18 protein-coding genes are annotated in these 20,166 nt (G+C 70.9%); 13 read left to right on the plus strand and 5 right to left on the minus strand.

Going from position 1 to position 20,166, the window contains the following annotated elements; translation table 11 throughout:
• Nucleotides 1-4 precede the first annotated feature (4 nt).
• From JT1_RS06375 to JT1_RS06395, 5 genes are all read left to right on the plus strand, one after another.
• Nucleotides 5-1,489, plus strand: a complete 1,485-nt coding sequence (locus JT1_RS06375; RefSeq protein WP_068324806.1) for a leucyl aminopeptidase — start codon at nucleotides 5-7, stop codon at nucleotides 1,487-1,489.
• 391 nt (nucleotides 1,490-1,880) lie between these two features.
• The gene (gene lpdA, locus JT1_RS06380; protein ID WP_068324808.1) at nucleotides 1,881-3,275 is read left to right on the plus strand and encodes a dihydrolipoyl dehydrogenase; all 1,395 of its coding nucleotides are present in this window, start codon (nucleotides 1,881-1,883) and stop codon (nucleotides 3,273-3,275) included.
• Nucleotides 3,276-3,338: 63 nt separating this feature from the next.
• Complete coding sequence (locus tag JT1_RS06385; protein WP_068324811.1) at nucleotides 3,339-6,272, plus strand: glycosyltransferase; 2,934 nt, start codon at nucleotides 3,339-3,341, stop codon at nucleotides 6,270-6,272.
• Between the two features lie 33 nt (nucleotides 6,273-6,305).
• A complete protein-coding gene (gene sucB, locus JT1_RS06390) occupies nucleotides 6,306-8,171 on the plus strand; it encodes a 2-oxoglutarate dehydrogenase, E2 component, dihydrolipoamide succinyltransferase (RefSeq protein ID WP_068324813.1) in 1,866 nt (621 codons plus the stop codon).
• 1 nt (nucleotide 8,172) lies between these two features.
• On the plus strand, nucleotides 8,173-9,078 hold the full coding sequence (locus JT1_RS06395) for a TIGR01777 family oxidoreductase (protein ID WP_068324815.1): 906 nt from the start codon (nucleotides 8,173-8,175) through the stop codon (nucleotides 9,076-9,078).
• Between the two features lie 46 nt (nucleotides 9,079-9,124).
• Here JT1_RS06395 and JT1_RS06400 read toward each other — a convergent pair whose 3' ends face one another.
• Nucleotides 9,125-10,801: a serine/threonine-protein kinase gene (locus JT1_RS06400; protein ID WP_068324818.1), complete on the minus strand. Its 1,677-nt coding sequence runs from the start codon at nucleotides 10,799-10,801 to the stop codon at nucleotides 9,125-9,127.
• A gap of 112 nt (nucleotides 10,802-10,913) precedes the next feature.
• Between JT1_RS06400 and JT1_RS06405 the strand changes: the two genes are divergently transcribed.
• Genes JT1_RS06405 through lipB form a run of 3 tightly spaced genes read left to right on the plus strand, consistent with a single transcriptional unit; the run spans nucleotide 10,914 to nucleotide 12,704 of the window.
• The gene (locus JT1_RS06405; RefSeq protein WP_068324821.1) at nucleotides 10,914-11,264 is read left to right on the plus strand and encodes a hypothetical protein; all 351 of its coding nucleotides are present in this window, start codon (nucleotides 10,914-10,916) and stop codon (nucleotides 11,262-11,264) included.
• 19 nt (nucleotides 11,265-11,283) lie between these two features.
• Nucleotides 11,284-12,015 carry a Type 1 glutamine amidotransferase-like domain-containing protein gene (locus tag JT1_RS06410; RefSeq protein WP_068324829.1) on the plus strand — a complete coding sequence of 244 codons (732 nt, stop codon included), beginning with the start codon at nucleotides 11,284-11,286 and terminating at the stop codon, nucleotides 12,013-12,015.
• A 20-nt stretch (nucleotides 12,016-12,035) separates the two neighbouring features.
• Nucleotides 12,036-12,704: a lipoyl(octanoyl) transferase LipB gene (lipB, locus tag JT1_RS06415; protein WP_068324831.1), complete on the plus strand. Its 669-nt coding sequence runs from the start codon at nucleotides 12,036-12,038 to the stop codon at nucleotides 12,702-12,704.
• Here the strand turns inward: lipB and JT1_RS06420 are convergent, their stop codons facing one another.
• Complete coding sequence (locus tag JT1_RS06420) at nucleotides 12,705-13,133, minus strand: pyridoxamine 5'-phosphate oxidase family protein (protein WP_068324833.1); 429 nt, start codon at nucleotides 13,131-13,133, stop codon at nucleotides 12,705-12,707. It lies immediately after the preceding gene.
• 160 nt (nucleotides 13,134-13,293) lie between these two features.
• Between JT1_RS06420 and lipA the strand changes: the two genes are divergently transcribed.
• Entirely contained in the window at nucleotides 13,294-14,349 is a 1,056-nt protein-coding gene (gene lipA, locus JT1_RS06425) for a lipoyl synthase (RefSeq protein ID WP_068324835.1), read from the plus strand.
• A gap of 37 nt (nucleotides 14,350-14,386) precedes the next feature.
• Nucleotides 14,387-15,109, plus strand: a complete 723-nt coding sequence (locus tag JT1_RS06430) for a DUF4191 domain-containing protein (protein WP_068324837.1) — start codon at nucleotides 14,387-14,389, stop codon at nucleotides 15,107-15,109.
• A gap of 13 nt (nucleotides 15,110-15,122) precedes the next feature.
• Here the strand turns inward: JT1_RS06430 and JT1_RS06435 are convergent, their stop codons facing one another.
• A complete protein-coding gene (locus tag JT1_RS06435) occupies nucleotides 15,123-15,530 on the minus strand; it encodes an RDD family protein (RefSeq protein ID WP_068324839.1) in 408 nt (135 codons plus the stop codon).
• 209 nt (nucleotides 15,531-15,739) lie between these two features.
• On the opposite strand from JT1_RS06435, the gene glnA reads away from it, so the two are divergent.
• Nucleotides 15,740-17,164: a type I glutamate--ammonia ligase gene (glnA, locus tag JT1_RS06440; protein ID WP_068324840.1), complete on the plus strand. Its 1,425-nt coding sequence runs from the start codon at nucleotides 15,740-15,742 to the stop codon at nucleotides 17,162-17,164.
• An 18-nt stretch (nucleotides 17,165-17,182) separates the two neighbouring features.
• On the opposite strand, the gene JT1_RS18270 is transcribed toward glnA, so the two are convergent.
• Complete coding sequence (locus tag JT1_RS18270) at nucleotides 17,183-17,497, minus strand: hypothetical protein (RefSeq protein WP_155993199.1); 315 nt, start codon at nucleotides 17,495-17,497, stop codon at nucleotides 17,183-17,185.
• Between the two features lie 47 nt (nucleotides 17,498-17,544).
• Here JT1_RS18270 and JT1_RS17740 point away from each other — a divergent pair, with 47 nt between their 5' ends.
• Both JT1_RS17740 and JT1_RS06445 read left to right on the plus strand, forming a co-directional pair.
• The gene (locus tag JT1_RS17740) at nucleotides 17,545-17,820 is read left to right on the plus strand and encodes a helix-turn-helix transcriptional regulator (protein ID WP_082807513.1); all 276 of its coding nucleotides are present in this window, start codon (nucleotides 17,545-17,547) and stop codon (nucleotides 17,818-17,820) included.
• A 105-nt stretch (nucleotides 17,821-17,925) separates the two neighbouring features.
• Nucleotides 17,926-19,113 carry a site-specific integrase gene (locus JT1_RS06445; RefSeq protein ID WP_068121768.1) on the plus strand — a complete coding sequence of 396 codons (1,188 nt, stop codon included), beginning with the start codon at nucleotides 17,926-17,928 and terminating at the stop codon, nucleotides 19,111-19,113.
• Between the two features lie 129 nt (nucleotides 19,114-19,242).
• Here the strand turns inward: JT1_RS06445 and JT1_RS06450 are convergent, their stop codons facing one another.
• Nucleotides 19,243-19,764, minus strand: coding sequence for a hypothetical protein (locus JT1_RS06450; RefSeq protein ID WP_169701883.1), 522 nt, complete (start codon nucleotides 19,762-19,764; stop codon nucleotides 19,243-19,245).
• Between the last annotated feature and the right edge of the window lie 402 nt (nucleotides 19,765-20,166).

Below are 20,166 nucleotides of genomic sequence, written 5' to 3' on the forward strand. Positions count from 1 at the left end.
CGACGTGCCCTCGCTGATCCATGGTTCCCGATCCTTCCCCGCGTGGTCCGGTCGCACCCTCGTGCTCGGGGTCACCGGCGCGGGCGACGCCACCGTCGTCGCCGGCGCGGACCTGCCCAAGGCCACGGCCAAGCACCTCGCGAGCGTCGTCCCGGTCCTCGAGGTCAGCACGAAGGTCGGGGACACGACGACCCTCGCGGCCGTCCCGGGCGTCTCCGCGGACAAGGTCGTGCTCGTGGGTCTCGGTGAGGGCGAAGGGGGCAGCGACCCCCTTCGTCGTGCCGCCGGTGCCGCCGTGCGCGCCGCCGGCAAGGGCTCCGTCGCGCTGTCCCTGCCCCACACCGACGAGGCCGGGCTGACCGCGATCGCCGAGGGGGCCTTCTCCGGCGCGTACGCCTTCACCGCGCACAAGTCCGCGGCGCCGACCGAGGACCGCGAGATCACCGTCTTCTCCGAGCTCGGCCGCAAGGACTCCCCCAAGGACGTCATCGCCCGCGCCGAGACCGTCGCGCGCAACGTCGCCTGGGCCCGTGACCTCGTCAACACCGCGCCCAACCTGCTCTACCCGCAGTCCTTCACCGAGCAGGTGCAGCAGGTCGCCAAGGCGTCCTCCGGCAAGCTCACCGTCGAGGTGCTCGACGACGAGGCGCTCGTCGCGGGTGGCTTCGGCGGCATCGTCGGTGTCGGCCAGGGCAGCAGCCGCCCGCCGCGCATCGTCACCCTCTCCTACGCGCCGCGCAGCAAGAAGGTCCCCCACGTCGCCCTCGTCGGCAAGGGCATCACCTTCGACACCGGCGGCGTGTGCATCAAGCCCTCCGCCGGCATGACGACGATGAAGTCCGACATGGCCGGCGCCGCCGCCGTCGCCGCGACCGTCGTCGCCGCCGCCGAGCTCGGCCTGCCCATCGCGGTCACCGGCTACCTCTGCCTCGCCGAGAACATGCCCGGCGGCAACGCCCAGCGCCCCGGCGACGTCGTCACCATGCGCAACGGCACGACCGTCGAGATCATCGACACCGACGCCGAGGGCCGCATGGTCCTCGCCGACGGCATGGCCCTGGCCGCCGAGTCCGGCCCCGACCAGATCCTCGACGTCGCCACCCTCACCGGCGCCTGCGTCGTCGCCCTCGGCCCGAAGATCTTCGGTGTCATGGGCAACGACGACGCCCTGCGCACCGCCATCACCGTGGCCTCCGAGCGGGCCGACGAGGCGAGCTGGCCGCTCCCGCTGCCCGCCGACCTGCGCTCCGGCCTCGACTCCGCCGTCGCCGACATCGCCCACAAGGGCGACCGCTGGGGCGGCGCCCTCACCGCCGGCCTGTTCCTCCAAGAGTTCGCCAAGGACTCCTCCGGCGAGCAGATCCCCTGGGCCCACCTCGACATCGCCGGCCCCTCCTTCAACGAGGGCGCCCCCTGGGGCCACGTCCCCAAGGGCGGCACCGGCGTCGCCGTCGGCACCCTCCTGGAGCACCTCACCTCCCTCGCCTGACGCCCCCGTCGCCTGCGGCGTGCCCCGGTCGCCTCCGGGCACGGCGGAGGGCTGGGGGTGGCCCTAGGGAAAAGTCCGGACCGCTCTCCCTTCGCCTCGCGTCGGGTGCGCAGTCCGGACTTTTCCTTGAGTCGGGCCGACCCCCACCCTCCTGCCCGCGCCCTCGTCACGTCGCCGACGAGGCGCGACCCGGGGACGGGGGCCTGCGCGAATCAAGGAGAAGTCCGGACCTCCCGGACGAGGTGACCGGCGGGGAGAGCAGTCCGGACTTCTCCCCAGCGCAGCCCTCGTGCCCCGGGTCGCGCCGGACGGTAGGGGGACCACGCGCACGAGGCCGTACGCTGGGCCGGTCCGTGACCCCGGACACACCAACGCGCAAAGGAGCCTCGCCGTGGCCGACCCCACGACCTCGTCCCCCTTCGACCTCGTCATCCTCGGAGCCGGGAGCGGCGGGTACGCCTGCGCGCTGCGGGCCTCGCAGCTGGGCCTGACGGTCGCGCTCGTCGAGGAGGACAAGATCGGGGGGACCTGCCTGCACCGCGGGTGCATCCCGACCAAGGCGCTGCTGCACGCGGCCGAGCTGGCCGACGGGGCGCGGGTGGGGGCGTCGCACGGGGTGCTCACGAGCTTCGAGGGCATCGACACGGCCGCGCTGCACGCGCGCAAGGACAAGGTCGTCGCCCAGCTCCACAGGGGCCTGACCGGGCTCATCGGACAGGCCGGGATCGAGGTCGTGAGCGGTCGCGGCCGGCTGGTCGACGCGAGCACCGTCGAGGTGGAGGGCGAAGGGGGCACGACGCGCCTGAGCGGGAGGACCGTCGTCCTGGCGACCGGTTCGTACGCCCGGACCATCCCGGGCGTGGAGCTCGGGCCGCGGGTCATGACAAGCGACCGTGCGATGGACCTCGCCGAGATCCCGCAGCGCGTCGCGGTGCTGGGCGGCGGCGTCATCGGTGTCGAGTTCGCGTCGATGCTGCGCAGCTTCGGCGCCGAGGTGACGGTCGTCGAGGCCCTCGACCGGATCGTCGCGGCCGAGGAGCCGTCGATCTCCAAGCACCTGACGCGCGAGTTCAAGAAGCGCGGGATCACCACCCTTACCTCCACCCGGGTCGCCTCCGTCGAGGCCGACGAGCACCGCGCGGTCGTCCACCTCGAGGGCGCCGACCCGCTCGAGGTCGACCTCGTGATGGTCGCCGTGGGTCGCGGGCCCCGCAGCGAGGGCATCGGCCTCGAGGAGGCCGGGGTGACGCTCGAGCGCGGGTTCGTCCCGACCGACGAGCGGCTGCGGACCGATGTCGAGGGCGTGCGTGCCGTCGGTGACCTCGTGCCGGGCCTGCAGCTGGCGCACCGCGGCTTCGCCCACGGCATCTTCGTCGCCGAGGACGTCGCCGGCCTCGACCCGCGCCCGGTCGACGACGTGACGATCCCCAAGGTCACCTACTGCGACCCCGAGATCGCTTCGGTCGGGCTGTCCACCGAGGCGGCGAAGGGAGCCGGCCACGACGTCGAGACCGTCACCTACCCCTTGGGCGGCAACGGTCGCAGCATCATCCGCGGCACGACCGGATCGGTCACCCTGGTGCGGGCGAAGGACGGCCCGGTGCTCGGCGTGCACATGGTCGGCCTCGGCGTCAGCGAGCTCATCAGCGAGGCGCAGCTCGTCGTCGGCTGGGAGGCCCACCCCGAGGACGTCACGCCCCTCGTGCACGCGCACCCCACCCAGGGCGAGGCCCTCGGCGAGGCCGCGATGCTCGCCGCCGGCCGCCCGCTGCATGCGCACGCCTGAGACCGACCGCAGCGACCGTCCTAGGCTGTCGTGCAGTTCCCCCCGACCTGACCACGGAGCACCATGAGTCCTGACCCCCGTTCACTCCCCCGCGCGACCAAGCGCGTCACCAAGCGTGCGGCCGCCCGCATCGGTGGCGTCGACGAGGTGCGCGCGCGCCTCGACACGGCGAAGGGGGAGCTGCGCAAGGCCCGCGAGCAGCGCGACCGGGCTCGCCGGCAGCGTGACGAGGCCAGGGCGCAGCTCGACGCGACCACGGCGAAGCTCGCTGCGGCCGAGGACTCACTCAAGGCGCTGGAGGCCAAGCGCGCCCAGGCAGCCGATCGTGCCGCCGGCCTGGGCTACGCCTACCGAGGCCTGCGCGCCGCTGCCGAGGGCTACCGCCTGCCGAGCGAGCTCGGCCCGGCGCCGGGCCACGCGCCCTCCGCGGACGAGCGCCGCGAGCTCGAGGTGGGGGTCAGGTGGCTGCGTACCCGCGCCGAGTTCACGATGGCGCTCGCGCACGGTGAGGGGCTCGAGGGTGCGATGGAGCACCTCGTGCGCGGGGCCAAGGGTTCCCCGCAGGTGACGGTCGCCCGGCAGATCGCGCAGTGGCTTTACGACAACGAACCGACCCGTCAGGCGGGCACGCTCGCCACCGGCCTCATCGCCCACCAGATGGGCCTGCCCAAGTTCGCCTGGGAGCGGCTGTCGACCCTCCCCGACGAGGTCTGGCTGCGCCACGCCGCCAACGAGTACGTGCTGCTCGCCGGGCAGCACGACCGGGTACTCGCGGAGCACGCGGTGGAGCGCGCGCTGGAGCACCCGGGGCCGCTCAGCACGCACACCTGGCTGACCCTCACCCGCCGCGCCATGGGCCTGGGCCTCGGAGCGCAGTGCACGCGGCTGGCCGAGCGCTTCGACGCCGCGGCGGTGGCGGACCTCGCGAGCGGCGAGCTCGACGAGGCCCAGACCGAGGCGCTGGTCCGCGACCGCACGTGGATGTCCAGGTGGGCGCCGCGCATCGCCGCCGGGCCGACGGAGCCGACGCCGGCGACCCCGGGCACGGTCTCGATCGGCGTCATCGGCTACGACCAGCCCGACCCCCGCAACACCTCGAGCAACATCGGCGACTACGTGCAGACCATCGCCTCGCTCTCGCACCTCGTGCGGCACACCGGCGCGCGGTTCGACGACGGTGACCTCGGGCGCTTCGCCACCGACCTGGCCGCGCGGGTCCCGGCCGACCTGCGCGTCGACTCCCCCGAGGTGCCGGTGACCCTCCACCAGGTCGACCGGGACGCCTCGACGTACTCGCAGGTGCCCGAGGGCACGTGGATGCTCGCCTTCGGCTGGTACGCCCACAAGCTCGGTGGCGTCCGGCACGACTTCCCCTTCCCGGGGCACCTCAAGCCCCTCTACGTCTCCTTCCACCTCAACAAGCGGGCGCTGCTCACCGACGAGACGATCGAGCACCTCAAGGCGCACGCGCCGATCGGCTGCCGCGACCACTCGACCGTCGACCTGCTCCTCGGGCAGGGCATCCCGGCCTTCTTCTCCGGCTGCCTGACGACGACCGTGCGCTACGTGCGGCCCGACGACACCCCGGCCCGGCCGGCGGACGCACCGACCGTGTGGATCGACCTGCCGGCACCCCGGGGGGCTCGCCGCATCCACAACGAACGTGAGGACGTGCGCGGCGCCGACATGGCGACCAACCTGCGCACCGCCCTGGCCAGCCTCGACGAGTACGCCGGCTCGATCGGCAAGGTCGTGACCGGTCGCCTGCACGCGTACCTGCCCGCACGCGCCCTCGGGTGCGACGTCGACTTCGCGCCGCGCAACCCGTCCGACATCCGCTTCGCGGGCCTGGCCCCGCTCACCGACGACGAGGTCTTCGAGATGGGGCGCGGCATCGCCGACCTCCTCGAGCCGGTCTTCGCGGCGATCCTGCGCGGCGAGGACGAAGGGAGCGTGCGCGCGATCTGGGCCGAGGTCACCGCGGACCGGGTCGCAGCTGCCCGACGCCGCAACGAGCAGGACGTGACCCTCCCTTCCCTCGTGGACGTCGACGAGGCGGTCGCGACGATCCGCGCCGGCCGCGTCGACGTGCCGCGCACGCAGGACGGCCCGGCCGGTGAGGAGATGGAGATCGTCCTCGCCCTCGACGGCAACCTCAAGGACCAGTTCCTCGTCGTCGTCGACGGGCTCGTGGAGCACGCGAGCCGACCGATCCACCTCAACGTGCTCGTGCGCGAGCACGAGCAGGCCGACTTCGACCGGGCCGCGGCGCTCTTCCCGAGCGTGTCCTTCTCGTGGTGGCCGTGCGACGAGGTGACCTACGGCGACATCCACGCGATGATCCCGCACATCACCGTCTCGACGATGGACCGCCTGGTGCTGCCGCAGCTGCTCACCGACGTCGACCGGGTCGTCTACCACGACATCGACGCGCTGCCCGTGGCCGACGTCGCCGAGCTCTACGAGACCGACCTGCAGGGGCACCCGCTGGCGGCCCGTGACTCCGAGGCCAGCTCGATGCAGAGCGGCTACACCAACATCTTCGTGCCGGCCTCGCTCAAGGACCTCGAGCCGGGGATGGGCTCGGAGCTCATCCGGCGCGAGACCCGGCGCCACCCCTTCGACTTCGTCGGGTTCAACGCCGGGATCATGGTCCTCGACCTGGCCAGGATGCGCGCCGACGACTTCTGCGAGCGGTTCCTGCCCTATGCCAACAACTTCGGCATGCACGACCAGCACATCCTCAACGTCTACGTCGGCGCCGACCGGCTGAGCCTCGCTCCCGGCTGGAACGCCCGGCCGTCGCAGGAGGACGTCGTGGACCCCAAGATCATCCACTGGGCCGGCGGCCAGAAGCCGTGGGTCGAGGGGTACGTCTCCTACCAGGACGCGTGGCGCCGCCACGAGGAGGAGCTGAGACGCCGTGAGGCATCGCTCGCCACCGATCAGGTGACGAACCCCGTGGACAACAGCACACGGACTCGTGAGAGTCTGTGACGTACCCCATCTCGATAGAAGGAGCAGAGGCGCATGTCTGAGCGGGTGACCATGCCGGCGCTGGGTGAGTCCGTCACGGAAGGAACCGTGACGCGTTGGCTCAAGAACGTCGGCGACACGGTCGAGGTGGACGAGCCACTGCTCGAGGTGTCGACCGACAAGGTCGACACCGAGATCCCGTCCCCCGTGGCGGGGACGATCCAGGAGATCCTCGTCGAGGAGGACGAGACCGTCGAGGTCGGAGCCGACCTCGCGGTCATCGGGGACGGCGACGCCCCGGCGTCCGACGACTCCGGTGACGCGGCCGAGCCCGCGCAGGACGCGCCGGCCGAGGAGCCGCAGGCGGAAGAGGCTCCCGCGGAGGAGCCCAAGGCGCAGGAGGCTCCCGCCGAGGAGCCGAAGGCCGAGGCGGCCCCGGCCGCCGAGTCCGCTCCCGCCGACGGCGGCGAGGGCACCAAGGTCGCGATGCCGGCCCTGGGCGAGTCCGTCACCGAGGGCACCGTCTCCCGCTGGCTCAAGGCCGAGGGCGACACCGTCGAGGTCGACGAGCCGCTGCTCGAGGTCTCCACGGACAAGGTCGACACCGAGATCCCCTCACCGGTCGCCGGCACCCTGACCAAGATCCTCGTCCAGGAGGACGAGACCGTCGAGGTCGGTGCCGACCTGGCGATCGTCGGCGGCTCCGGCTCGGGCTCTGCGCCCACGGCCGAGGAGTCGCCCGCGCCGCAGGCCGACGAGGAGCAGCCCGCGACCGCGGGCACCGACGCCGACGAGGCCGCCGCGCAGGAGCCCGAGGCCGCCCAGGCGGCCGAGGCCCCGAAGCAGGAGGCCCCCAAGCAGGAGGCCCCCAAGCAGGAGGCCCCCAAGCAGGAGGCCCCCAAGGCCGAGGCCCCCAAGGCCGAGGCCCCGAAGCAGGAGGCTCCGAAGCAGGAGTCGTCAGCCGGCGACGCCGCTGCCTACGTCACGCCGCTCGTGCGCAAGCTCGCTGCGGACAACGACATCGACCTCGCGCAGGTGACGGGCACCGGCATCGGTGGCCGGATCCGCAAGCAGGACGTCCTCGACGCGGCCAAGGCCAAGAACCAGCCGGCCGAGGCCCCCGCTGCCCCGGCCGCGGCGACACCGGCCGCTCCGGCCGTGGCCTCCGCCCCCTCCGGTGTGCCGGCGGGCATGGAGTCCAATGTCCCGACGTCCAAGCGCGGTACCCGCGAGAAGATGTCGCGCCTGCGCAAGGTCATCGCCGAGCGCATGGTCGAGTCGCTGCAGGTCAGCGCCCAGCTGACGACGGTCGTCGAGGTCGACATGACCAAGGTGGCCCGCGTCCGCGACGCCGCCAAGGCCGACTTCGTCAGCCGTGAGGGCACGAAGCTCTCCTTCCTCCCCTTCATCGCCCTCGCGACGGCCGAGGCGCTCAAGGCGCACCCGGGTGTCAACGCGAGCGTCGAGGGTGACGAGATCGTCTACCACGGCCAGGAGAACCTCTCCATCGCGGTGGACACGGAGAAGGGCCTCTTCACGCCGGTCGTCAAGAACGCCGGTGACCTCAACGTCGCCGGTCTCGCCCGCGCCATCGCGGACGTCGCCGATCGCACGCGCAACAACAAGATCACGCCGGACGACCTGTCCGGCGGGACCTTCACCATCACCAACACGGGCAGCCGGGGTGCGCTCTTCGACACCCCGATCCTCAATCAGCCCCAGGTCGCGATGCTCGGGACCGGTGCCATCGTGCGTCGCCCGGTCGTCATCACGACGGACGACGGCGGGGAGACCCTGGCGATCCGCTCGATGATGTACCTGGCGCTCAGCTACGACCACCGGGTCGTCGACGGCGCCGACGCGGCCCGCTTCCTCGGGACCGTCAAGGCACGCCTCGAGGAAGGCCGTTTCGAGGCCTGACATGACCTCACCCCGACAGCGCGTCGCCATCACCGGAGCCTCCGGACTGATCGGCGGCGCGCTGTCGTCGTCCCTGCGCGAAGGGGGTCACGACGTCGTCCACCTCGTGCGCCGGGAGCCCTCGGCCGGGCACGAGCGGCAGTGGGACCCCTCCGCGGAGCACCTGCCGCCGCAGGCCCTCTCGGGCGTCGACACCGTGGTGCACCTCGCGGGCGCCGGGGTAGGCGACCGCCGGTGGACCCCTGAGTACAAGGCACTGATCCACTCCTCGCGGGTCGACGGCACCGACCTGGTGGCGCGGGCGATCGCCGATGGTGCGGGTCCGACCCGGCTCGTCACGGCCTCGGCGGTCGGCATCTACGGCGACCGGGGCGACGAGGTCCTCACCGAGGACTCCGCCGAGGCGGACACCTTCCTCGCCGATGTCGTGCGCGACTGGGAGTCCGCGACCACCCCGGCCCGCGAAGCCGGCGTACCGGTCGCCCACGCCCGCACCGGCATCGTCCTGTCGGCGCACGGCGGCGCCCTGACCCCGATGCTGCGAGTGGGCCGGCTCGGGCTCGGCGGCCCGCTCGGCTCCGGTCGCCAGTGGATGCCGTGGATCACGATCGACGACGTCGTCGCCGCCTACACCCTGCTCGTCGAGGACCCCTCCGTCACCGGCGCCGTCAACCTCACCGGTCCGCACCCGGCCCGCCAGCGCGAGGTCGCCCGCGCCATCGGCCGTCGGCTGCACCGCCCGGCCCTCCTGCCGGCTCCGCGTGCCGCGATCCGGGTCGTGCTCGGCGAGTTCGCCGACGAGGCCCTCGCCTCGGCCCGGGTGCTCCCCCAGCGTCTGCAGGATCTCGGCTTCGAGCACCGCCACCCCGACCTCGACGGGGCCCTGGCCCACCTGCTCGACGACTGAGACCCCCCTTCGACCTGGACCTGCATTGCCCTAGGGGAATGCGGATTCAGGTGCGTCCGGCCGCCCGTGGCGACGACGCGACGTCCGGGACAGCGCGGACGTCCCGGACGCGCCAGGCCACGTCGTGCCAGACCAGGACGAGGTCGACCCGCTGCCCCGGGCGCGCGGGCCGGGTGCGGCGCCCGCCGTCCGGTCCGACCACCGTGTAGGCGCTCTCGTCGACGACTGTGCGCAGGACGGCCGTCGACCCCGCCGTCCGTTGCAGCTGCGCGGAGCGAACGGTCAGCTCCACCCCGCGGTAGCGGTGACCGCTCTCCCGCAACGAGGTGACGAGCCGGCCGTCCCGCGCGGCCGCGGGCGAGCCCGGCTCGTCGAGCCGGGCGACGACCTCTCGGTCGAGGTCGAGGACGAGCTGCTGCCGCAGCGTGGTCAGCTCCTGCGCGAGTCCCCTCGCCGCCTGTCTGGGGGCCGAGCGGTCCGTGGCGAGCGAGGTCGCCCGCCCGGGCGCCGATGACGTCCGGGCGGACGCGGGGCTCGGGGTGGCGCCCCCTTCGTCCTCGGCGGTCGCGATCTGTCGCCACGGGACGATCACGGCGAGGAGCAGGGCGACGGCAAGCACGACGACGGTCCCGACCCGCCGGCCGAGCAGAGGCGTGTCGACGGCCGACCGGGCGATCGCGCGCGGCTCGCTCACCTCGTCCGGGTCGCGCGAGAGGTCGACGGGCTCGTCCCTGCGGCGCGGCGCGGCGTGACGACCTCCACGGCGCGGCTCGCGCCGTACCCGCTCCCCCTCGGCCTGCTGGGGGCGACGCTGCCACCACCGACGACGTGGCTGCGCCGGGCGGGCCGCCGCCAGCTCCAGCTGCCACGCGGGCGTGCGCAGCTCGTCCTCGGCCGCCGCCTCGCGGATGCGTCGGGTCAGGCCCGACGCGACGTCGCCGGTCGAGGTCATCCGCAGCGGCTGCGCGGGCACCGCGTCGAAGACGGCGCGCGCCACCTCGTCCGCCTCCGGCCGCAGCGCCGGGTCGGTCGCGAGGCAGGACTCGACGGCCTCGACCAGGGCGGGCTCGTCGGGCACGAGGTCGCCCAGCTCCGGGCGCGCGGCGATGTGCCCCGGGGCCGAGCCGGCGAGGCAGAGCCAGGCGATCGCACCGACCGCGTGGACGTCGCTGGCGCGCTCCGGGTCCCCGCCCTCGAGGACCTCCGGCGCGACGAACCCGTCGGTGCCGTGCACGTCGCCCGGTGCCTCGCCGGTGAGGCGCGAGTAACCGAGGTCCGCGAGCGCCGGCCGCCCGGTGGAGTCGAGCAGGATGTTCCCGGGGCTGAGGTCACCGTGGACGATGCCGAGGTCGTGCAGGCCGGCGAGCGCCTCGGCGATCGGCGCGATGATCGTGACCGTCTCCCCGGGCGTGAGGTGCCCGCGCTCGGCGACCACGCGCTCGAGCGAGCCGCCGGCGAGGAGCTCCAGGACGAGGGCGGTGGACCCCCCTTCGTCCGTCTCGACCTCGAGGGTCTCGTGCAGGCCGACCACGTGCTCTCCGGCCGCGTGCTGGAGCATCGCGTATTCGCGCACGCTCTCGTCGTCCAGGCCACCGCGCACGATCTTGACCGCGACCAGCTCGTCGTCGCTCTCGCGCCGGGCCCGCCACACCGTGGCCGTCGAGCCGCGGCCGAGCAGCCGGGTCAGCCGGTACCCGAGCACCTGCGGCGGGATCTCGTCCATGCCCCCACCATGGCCCGGATCGTCGTTCCCGCCGCGGAGTTCTCCACAGGCACGAGGCGGACCGCGGACCTCACCGTCGGTCCTGCCCCCTCCCTTCGTCAGCCTGACGCGCATGGTCCTTCGCTCCGAGCGCATCGAGTACAACGGCACGGTCTACGACTCCTGGGCGGACCTCCCGCCCGAGGTGCAGGACCTGGTCCGCACGCGGATGCCCGACACGGACGGCGACGGGATCCCCGACGTCTTGCAGGGCGGTCCCCTGCCCGAGCCGGCGGTGACCACCACGTACTCCGTCGACGGCACCGAGTACACCTCCCTCGACGAGCTGCCGCCGGACGTGCGGGCGCACCTCCAGCGGGCGATGGCCTGGGGGACGACGCCGGGCGGGTCCTCCACCGGACACCTCGCCGGGCAGCCGCTCGATAAGCCGCGTCGGCAGTGGTGGCGCCGCCTCTTCGGGTGACGCTGGTTAACCTGCGGTCATGACCGCAGACCAGCCCACGATCCTCGCCACCTCCGGTGGCTACGTCCGGCCGGAGCGGGGGGACCTCGCCTTCGCGGGGCTCGTCCAGCACGCCGTCGGGCTGTCCGGCACGACCTCGCGCCCGCGGATCTGCCAGCTCGGCACGGCCATGGGTGATCCGCGCACCTTCAACGCCGCGTTCTCCGAGGCCGGCGCGGCGGCCGGGTACGACGTCACCCACCTCAACCTCTTCCCGATGCCGACGGTGGAGGACATGGAGGCCCACCTCCTCGCGCAGGACGTCGTCTGGGTCAACGGCGGGTCCGTCGCCAACCTGCTCGCGGTCTGGCGGGTGCACGGGCTCGACGAGGTGTTCCGCCGCGTGTGGGAGGCGGGCGTCGTCCTCGCCGGCGTGAGCGCCGGCTCGATCTGCTGGTTCCGCGGGGGCACGACCGACTCCTTCGGGCCGGAGCTGCGGGCGGTCACCGACGGGCTTGGTCTCCTCCCGTACGACAACGGCGTGCACTACGACAACGAGGCTCGTCGCCGGCCGACGGTGCACCGTCTGGTCGCCGACGGCACGCTCGGCGAGACCCACTGCACGGACGACGGCGTCGGCCTGGTCTACCGCGGCACCCAGCTCGTCGAGGCCGTCACCGAGGTCGACGGCAAGGGGGCGTACATCGTGACGAAGGGGGAGGACGGCCGGGCGGTCGAGACCCCCGTCGAGACCCGACGACTCCCCCGCTGAGCCGGGCGTAGGCTGGCCCGATGCGTTTTGAGGAGCTGGGCTTCGCGCCCGACACCGTCGACTACCTGACCGCCTGGGAGCACCAGAAGCGGGTCCACGCCGCGGTCGTGGCCGGCGAGCTCGAGGACACGACGCTCCTGCTCGAGCACACGGCGGTCTACACCGCCGGCAAGCGGACCGAGCCGCACGAGCGGCCGGTCGACGGCACGCCGGTCATCGACGTCGACCGCGGAGGCAAGATCACCTGGCACGGCCCCGGGCAGCTCGTCGGCTACCCCATCGCCCACCTGCCCGGTCGCCGCGACGTCATCGCCCACGTGCGCCGGCTCGAGGAGATGATGATCCGCGTCGCCGCCGACGTGGGCGTCACCGCGACCCGCGTGCCGGGACGCTCCGGCATCTGGGTGCCCGGCGCCGACGGTGCGCGCGACCGCAAGCTCGGGCAGATCGGCATCCGCGTCTCCCGGGACGTCGCCATGCACGGGTTCAGCCTCAACGTCGACTGCGACCTGTCGTGGACGCAGACGATCGTGCCGTGCGGCATCCCGGACGCGGACGTCTCGACCCTCGCCCTGGAGACCGGGCGCGACCTCACCGTGGCCGACATCCTCCCTTCGGCCAGGGCCCACCTGCTGGAGGTCATGACCGAGGACCTGCCGCTCACCCGCGGAGCCGCGGCCACCGCCTGATCACCGGAGCGGGATCGCGTGCTCCCACGGCTTGTCGAGGTCGAAGCGCCGCCCGCTGATCTCCTCGGGGGCGATCTCGACGAAGACGTCCTTGTCGGTCGGCACCCACGACCGCAGCCGGGAGGCCTCCGCGCGCTCGCGGTCATCGGTGGACTCCAGCACGCGCGCCCGGCCGCGCACGACGACCGACCACGCCTGCGCGGAGTCGTAGCCGTCGATCTCGAAGGCCACGTCCGACTGCATGACGACGCCGAGCAGCTTGTTGCCCTGGGCGGTCCGGAAGAGCAGGACCTCGCGGTCGATCGCGTAGTTGATCGGGACGATGTGCACCTCCCCCGCCAGGTGGAAGGCGAGCCGCCCGAACTCGTGCCCGCGCAGCTCCTGCCAGCACTCGTCCCGGCTCATCCCGTGGATGGGTGACTGCGTCATTCCGACCTCCTGTGACCCCGTGCGGGTCCGTGTGCCCGACACCTCGATCCTAGTGACGAAGGGGGTGCCCGTCGCCCCCCTTCGACCCTCCGCGGGGGCGGCGTAGGCTGGAGCGGTTTCCGGACACCACCGGGACCACCGAGATTGCCAGGAGAGCTGCGTGACCGTCGCACCCGAAGGACGTCGTCTGCTGCGCGTCGAGGCGCGCAACGCCGAGACACCCATCGAGCGGAAGCCGGAGTGGATCCGCACCACGGCGAAGATGGGCCCCGAGTACAACGCCATCCGCGGGCGGGTGAGCGGCCAGGGCCTGCACACCGTCTGCCAGGAGGCCGGCTGCCCCAACATCTTCGAGTGCTGGGAGGACCGTGAGGCGACCTTCCTCATCGGTGGTGACGTGTGCACCCGGCGCTGCGACTTCTGCGACATCGCGACCGGCCGCCCCACGTCGCTCGACATGGACGAGCCGCGCCGCGTGGCCGAGTCCGTGCGCGAGATGGGCCTGCGCTACTCGACCGTGACCGGCGTCGCCCGCGACGACCAGCCCGACGGTGCCGCCGCCCTGTACGCGGAGACGATCCGGGCGATCCACGAGCTCAACCCGCACACCGGTGTCGAGATCCTGCCGCCCGACTTCGGCGCCAAGCCGGAGCTCGTCGGGCAGGTGTTTGATGCCCGCCCCGAGGTCTTCGCCCACAACCTCGAGACCGTGCCGCGCATCTTCAAGAAGATCCGCCCCGCCTTCACCTACGACAAGTCCCTCAGGGTCCTGTCGATGGCCCGCGAGGCGGAGCTCGTCACCAAGTCCAACCTCATCCTGGGCATGGGCGAGGAGGACCACGAGGTCGAGGAGGCGATCCGCGACCTGCACGAGGCCGGCTGCGACATCCTGACGATCACCCAGTACCTGCGCCCCTCCAAGCTGCACCACCCGATCGACCGGTGGGTCAAGCCGGAGGAGTTCGTCCACTGGAGCGAGCTCGCCGAGGACATCGGCTTCAAGGGCGTCATGGCGGGGCCGCTGGTGCGCTCGAGCTACCGCGCCGGTCGCCTCTACGCGACGGCCATGCGCAAGTGGGGCCGGGCCATCCCGGAGCACCTGTCGCACCTCGAGCAGGCCATCGACGAGCCGGCCCGCCAGGAGGCCTCCTCGCTCGTCGCGAAGTCCCGCGCCCAGGCCCTGCTCGACCAGCCCGCCACCGGCACCGACGGCTGAACCCCACCCCTTTCCCGAGGAACTAGACTCAACCCCCATGGCCAGCAAGAACGAGCAGCCCGAGAAGCCGAAGCGCGAGAACCCCTTCAAGCGCCTCCGCACCGTCTACACGACGATCAAGCAGATCGACCCGCAGATCGGTCTGTGGATGCTGCTCGCCTTCGTCGCGGTGCTGGCCGTGGGCGCCGTCATCGGCCTGGTCATGGGGCACGTCCTCGCCTCGCTGCTCGTCGCGCTCCCCTTCGCCGCGCTGGCCGCGATGATCATGATGTCCCGCCGGGGTGAGCGGGCGGCCTTCGCGCAGATGGAGGGCCAGCGCGGCGCCTCGATCGGTGGCCTGTCCGCCCTGCGGCGTGGCTGGTACTACGACCAGGAGCCGGTCGCGGTCGACGCGACCAAGCCGAGCGAGATCAACACCGCGGCCGTCGTCTTCCGGGCGCTCGGCCGGCCGGGTGTCGTGCTCCTCGGCGAGGGCCCCAAGCACCGCGTCGACCGGCTCTTCGTCAAGGAGACCAAGAAGATCAACCGGGTCGCCCCGGGCGTCACGGTCCACACCTTCCGCGTCGGCTCGGGCGAGGGCGAGCTCGCCCCCCGCAAGATCCGGATGACGCTCACCAAGCTGCGCCCCGAGCTGTCCAAGGAGGAGATGGCCGTCGTCAACAAGCGGCTGAAGTCCCTCCCGGGCCTGCGCCAGGGCGTCCCCGCCGGGGTCGACCCCACCCGCGCGCGCATGGACCGCCGCGCCCTGCGCGGCCGCTGAGCCGACGTCCTCGTCAGGGGCGCGTGACCCGCGTGCCGGCGGCGAGGTCGTGCAGTCCCCGCCCGTCGTCCTTGAGCATGATGATCGCCGGGATGAAGAGGCACAGCAGCGCGGCCCGGACGGCGGCGCGAAGGGGGGTGACCCATTGCTCGTGCACCGGCACGACCCGCAGGCCGAGCAGGCGGTGGCCGAAGGTCGCGCCGCCGAGCGTCACGCCGAGCGTGTTGAGCACGAAGAGCAGACCGAGCGGCACGAAGGAGAAGCCCTCCGGGCTCAGCTCGACGACCCGTCCGACCAGGCCGTGGGTGATGACCAGGCAGGCGATCCAGTCCACGAGCAGGGCGAGGACGCGACGACCGAAGGGGGCGGCGCTCCCCCCTTCGTCCTGGGTGGGGACACGACGGCCGGCGCTGCTGCTCACCGGGGCAGCCTATGCGTCCCCTCGATGGACGCGACCACCGGCCGGGCCCGCCACTCGGTAGGCTCGATCTCAGTGCGTGGGACCACCGTCTCGTGTAACACCGGCGAAACATCCGGGTCATGGTCGGGAAACCGGCCCGGCCTACGGTGACGCCAACAAGTTGATGCGGCAGGTCAGAGTGGGCTGCCGCCCCACCCCAGGAGGATGGTTTGTTCAGCTCCCCTGACGAGGTTCTTGAGTTCATCAAGGCCGAGGACGTCAAGTTCGTCGACATCCGCTTCTGCGACCTGCCGGGCATCATGCAGCACTTCAACGTGCCGGCCGAGTCGATCGACGAGGACTTCTTCACCGAGGGCCAGATGTTCGACGGCTCCTCCATCCGCGGCTTCCAGGCCATCCACGAGTCCGACATGAAGCTCGTGCCGGACATCAAGACCGCGTACCTGGACCCCTTCCGCGACGAGAAGACGCTCATCGTCAACTTCTCGATCGTCGACCCCTTCACGGGCGAGCAGTACAGCCGTGACCCGCGCAACGTCGCGGCGAAGGCCGAGGCGTACCTGAAGTCGACCGGCATCGCCGACACCGCGTACTTCGGTGCCGAGGCCGAGTTCTACGTCTTCGACGACGTCCGCTTCGACACCCAGCCGCAGGGCTCCTACTACTTCCTCGACTCGATCGAGGCCAAGTGGAACTCCGGTCGGAAGGAGGAGGGCGGCAACAAGGGATACAAGACGGCCATGAAGGGCGGCTACTTCCCCGTGCCGCCGGTGGACCACTTCGCCGACCTGCGCGACCAGATCTGCCTGAGGATGAAGGACGTCGGTCTCGAGGTCGAGCGCAGCCACCACGAGGTCGGTTCCGCGGGGCAGCAGGAGATCAACTACAAGTTCAACACCCTGCTCCAGTCCGGCGACGACATCATGAAGTTCAAGTACGTCGTCAAGAGCACCGCCTGGCAGGCCGGCCACACCGCGACCTTCATGCCCAAGCCGATCTTCGGCGACAACGGGTCCGGCATGCACACCCACCAGAGCCTGTGGAAGGACGGCGAGCCGCTCTTCTACGACGAGCAGGGCTACGGCGGCCTGTCCGACCTCGCCCGCTGGTACATCGGTGGCCTGCTCAAGCACGCCCCTGCGCTGCTCGCCTTCACCAACCCGACGGCCAACAGCTACCACCGCCTGGTCCCGGGCTTCGAGGCCCCGATCAACCTCGTGTACTCCGCGCGCAACCGCTCGGCCTGCATCCGCATCCCGATCGCGGGCAACTCGCCGAAGGCCAAGCGTGTCGAGTTCCGCATCCCGGACCCCTCGAGCAACCCGTACCTGTGCTTCGCGGCCCAGCTGATGGCCGGCATCGACGGCATCAAGAACCGCATCGAGCCCCCGGAGCCGGTCGACAAGGACCTGTACGAGCTGCCGCCGGAGGAGCACGAGGCCATCGAGCAGGTCCCGACCTCTCTCCCCGAGGTCCTCAAGGCTCTCGAGGCCGACCACGAGTTCCTGCTCGAGGGCGACGTCTTCACCCAGGACCTCATCGACACCTGGATCACCTGGAAGTACGAGAACGAGGTGCTCCCGCTGCAGGTGCGCCCGCACCCGCACGAGTTCGAGATGTACTTCGACATCTAACCGGGCCTCCGGCTGCGGTCATTCAGCAACGCCGAACGACCGCAAAGAACAGCCGCTGACCTGCACAAACGCCGCCGAGCGACCTTTTGGTCGTTCGGCGGCGTTTGCTGTTGGTAGCCGCTCGTCTGTTACAAATCCGGTACAAATTTGGGTAGCGCCATCTCCTGCCACACGGTCCTCAGGGGACTCTTCGGGTAGGTCGCGGCACGGGTCGGTTGCCCGAGCCACCAGCCTGGCATCGCACAGTTGGGCAACCACCGCCGCGATGCCCGAGTCATCTTGCTGCCACATCGTTTCCGCCGACGTGATCGCTCCCATGCCGCCGTCGGACATAGGTGCCCGTAGACCAACTGTCCGTCAACGCCGCGAGGAGGGGCTGGATGATGGCAACGAACTCGAACGTGCCGGCTATGGAACCGGGAATCTTTGGGCCGCGGCGGCGCGGAGACCGCGGAAGCCGGGCACCCAGGCTGGTCGAGGCCCAAGAACTGTGGGACATCGACGATGTCGCTTCCTACCTTGGCGTGACAAAGCAGACCATCTACTCCTGGCGGACGACAGGTTACGGCCCGGCCGGCTTCCGTGTCGGCAAGCACCTGCGCTGGCGGGCAGCAACCGTGATCAATTGGACGGTGCGACTCGAGGAGAATCAGTGATCCCGACAGGCCATCAGCCTGACCCGGAATCGACTCCATCGCCACCAGCGAGCAGATGCTCATCAGCATGTTTGGTCACCCGGTCCGACGCTGCCGAGGGCTGCCATGGCAAGCATTAGCTCTGGGAGACCATCCGACGACGGCAGCCCTCGCTACGTCGTCAACTACCGAGATCCCGAGGGGCGGCAGCGTCGTAAGACCTTCCGACGCAAGGCCGAGGCGGTTGCGTTCCGCAACACGGTCGAGGCGGACAAACTTCGTGGAACCTACCTTGATGTCGACGCAGGCAGGATCTCATTTCGCGCCTATGCCGAGGAGTGGCTCGACAGTCGGACCTTCAGTCCGCTGACCTACGAGGCGACCGAATTGCGACTCAGGCTCCATGTGTTCCCGACGCTAGGACACCTCGAGCTGCGACAGATCAAGCCGTCGACCATCCAGAAGCTCCTACGGTCGATGGAGATGGCCGAGACCTACCGGCGCGTCATCTTCTCTAATGTGTCTGCCATCTTCTCGGCTGCGGTCGACGACGACATGATTGCCAAGAATCCGTGCAAAGCGAGTTCAGTGACAAGGCCCGCAACGTCGCGCCGCAAGGTGGTGCCTTGGCCGACCGCGTGGGTCTCCTCCATGCACGACGCGCTTCCGCCGCAGTACAGGATCGCAGTCACGTTGGGATCGGGGTTGGGACTACGCCAAGGCGAGGTATTTGGGCTCGCGGTCGAGGATGTCGACTTCCTCCGCGGAGTTGTGGAGGTCAGGCGGCAAGTCAAGGTGTTCGGAGGCAACCGCCTGGTCTTTGGCCTGCCGAAGGGCGACAAGACCCGAACCGTCCCCTTGCCCGAGAGCGTCGCGACGGAACTCAGCAACCACCTCGCTACCTACCCGCGACGGAGCATCACGCTTCCGTGGGGAACGCCCCAGGCGGACAAGAAGTCGAGCGCAGGGCTCATACTCACCACACGCGAGCGTTCTGCCCTCAACCGCAACTACTTCAACACACGGCTCTGGAAGCCCGGCCAAGCCCATGTGGGCATCGAGCAATCGCGTGACAACGGCATGCACGCTCTACGCCACTGGTACGCCTCCGTATTGCTAGACGCCGGCGAATCGATTCGCGCCGTGTCCGAATACCTCGGCCACAGCGACCCCGGGTTCACCTTGCGCACCTACACCCATCTCATGCCCAGCAGCACGGAGCGAACCCGTGCAGCAGTGGATGCGGCCTTTGCAGCCGGGCGCCACGCGGGCAAAGAGGCTGACACAGAACTCGAGCAACCCTCTCGGGGCTAGCGGGCGCCAGTCAAGCAACGCAAGTTGACTGACTACCGCAGCGACAGAGGTCGACCCGCTCATGGTCTGCGGGAATGGGCCCTCTCGATGTCTAACACTAGGAGGTCTTGGCACGGTCGAACGCCGTCACTAGCTGTCGAGGAAGTCCCATTCGGCCCCGAGAACCCAGCGGATCGCAGAGATCTTCCCGGAGAGCATCCCCCAGTCGAACTGAGTCTTGGTGTCCTTGCGGAGCAGGTCGACTCCGTACTGTTCCTCAATTCGGCGGGCGGCCGCCTGTGCTGTCGCCCAGATCTCCGCCGAATAGCCCTCGGGGCGCTCGTCACCAATCGAAGCCTCCGAGCGCCCGTACCAGAGCCGATCGAACAGCTCGTGTTCGACCGCCATGATTTCGGAGACACGACGCAGCGCAGACGTCTCAACCTGATGCCTGAACGCGAGATCCATCCGGTCAGCCAGCAGCCTCCGCAGTTGCGGCATTTCCCACGTTCTCACGCGGAACGCCGGCCTCGTCTGGTTGAAGCTCGAGATCCAGTCCTTCGCTCCGTTGGTGAAGAATCCTGAGGCAACAAACAGCACCGTGTCCGGCCGCTCGGCCGTGGCCCAGGCGATCGTCCCTTGTCCATGCTCGCGACACGCTGTGGCTGACAAAGAGCCCGAGAGCGTTCCGTGTGCTCGAGTCCTGGGCGATGCGGGCCTGTCGCCGCAGCTCGTACATCAACCGCTCGCGGTCGCCCAACGGTTGGTCGTCGAGGCGTCGCTCGGCGTCGAGGAGCAGGCCTTCGAGGCGTTCGCGGTCCGCGATCGCCATCCGTGCAGCCGGGGTCGTCGGCATCAGCACGGAGATGCAGGGGTACCCACCGGCCGCGGTCAAATGCGCGGCAGCCTCCGGTGTGAGGTCCCGGGGAATGGCTCGGCCACCCCCGCCGACGTGGTCGGCAGCCGTGGGGAGGGGCGAATCCTCCATATCGGGAGCGTGGACTGAGGCGCCGCGCCGGTCACTATGGATCATGATCCTTCTCCTTCCGGACCTTGCACTGCGGCGGTACGCCG

This window comes from Janibacter terrae NBRC 107853 (genome assembly GCF_001591405.1).
Taxonomy (GTDB): Bacteria; Actinomycetota; Actinomycetes; order Actinomycetales; family Dermatophilaceae; genus Janibacter; species Janibacter terrae.

Excerpts from the sequence above, each read along its gene's own strand:
- JT1_RS06420 (WP_068324833.1), bottom strand. The coding sequence starts at position 13,133 with ATGACGCAGTCACCCATCCACGGGATGAGCCGGGACGAGTGCTGGCAG.
- JT1_RS06410 (WP_068324829.1), top strand. The coding sequence starts at position 11,284 with ATGACCGCAGACCAGCCCACGATCCTCGCCACCTCCGGTGGCTACGTC.
- JT1_RS06395 (WP_068324815.1), top strand. The coding sequence starts at position 8,173 with ATGACCTCACCCCGACAGCGCGTCGCCATCACCGGAGCCTCCGGACTG.
- JT1_RS06445 (WP_068121768.1), top strand. The coding sequence starts at position 17,926 with ATGGCAAGCATTAGCTCTGGGAGACCATCCGACGACGGCAGCCCTCGC.
- JT1_RS06400 (WP_068324818.1), bottom strand. The coding sequence starts at position 10,801 with ATGGACGAGATCCCGCCGCAGGTGCTCGGGTACCGGCTGACCCGGCTG.
- sucB (WP_068324813.1), top strand. The coding sequence starts at position 6,306 with ATGTCTGAGCGGGTGACCATGCCGGCGCTGGGTGAGTCCGTCACGGAA.
- JT1_RS06385 (WP_068324811.1), top strand. The coding sequence starts at position 3,339 with ATGAGTCCTGACCCCCGTTCACTCCCCCGCGCGACCAAGCGCGTCACC.
- JT1_RS17740 (WP_082807513.1), top strand. The coding sequence starts at position 17,545 with ATGATGGCAACGAACTCGAACGTGCCGGCTATGGAACCGGGAATCTTT.
- JT1_RS06430 (WP_068324837.1), top strand. The coding sequence starts at position 14,387 with ATGGCCAGCAAGAACGAGCAGCCCGAGAAGCCGAAGCGCGAGAACCCC.
- lipB (WP_068324831.1), top strand. The coding sequence starts at position 12,036 with ATGCGTTTTGAGGAGCTGGGCTTCGCGCCCGACACCGTCGACTACCTG.
- JT1_RS18270 (WP_155993199.1), bottom strand. The coding sequence starts at position 17,497 with ATGTCCGACGGCGGCATGGGAGCGATCACGTCGGCGGAAACGATGTGG.
- JT1_RS06405 (WP_068324821.1), top strand. The coding sequence starts at position 10,914 with ATGGTCCTTCGCTCCGAGCGCATCGAGTACAACGGCACGGTCTACGAC.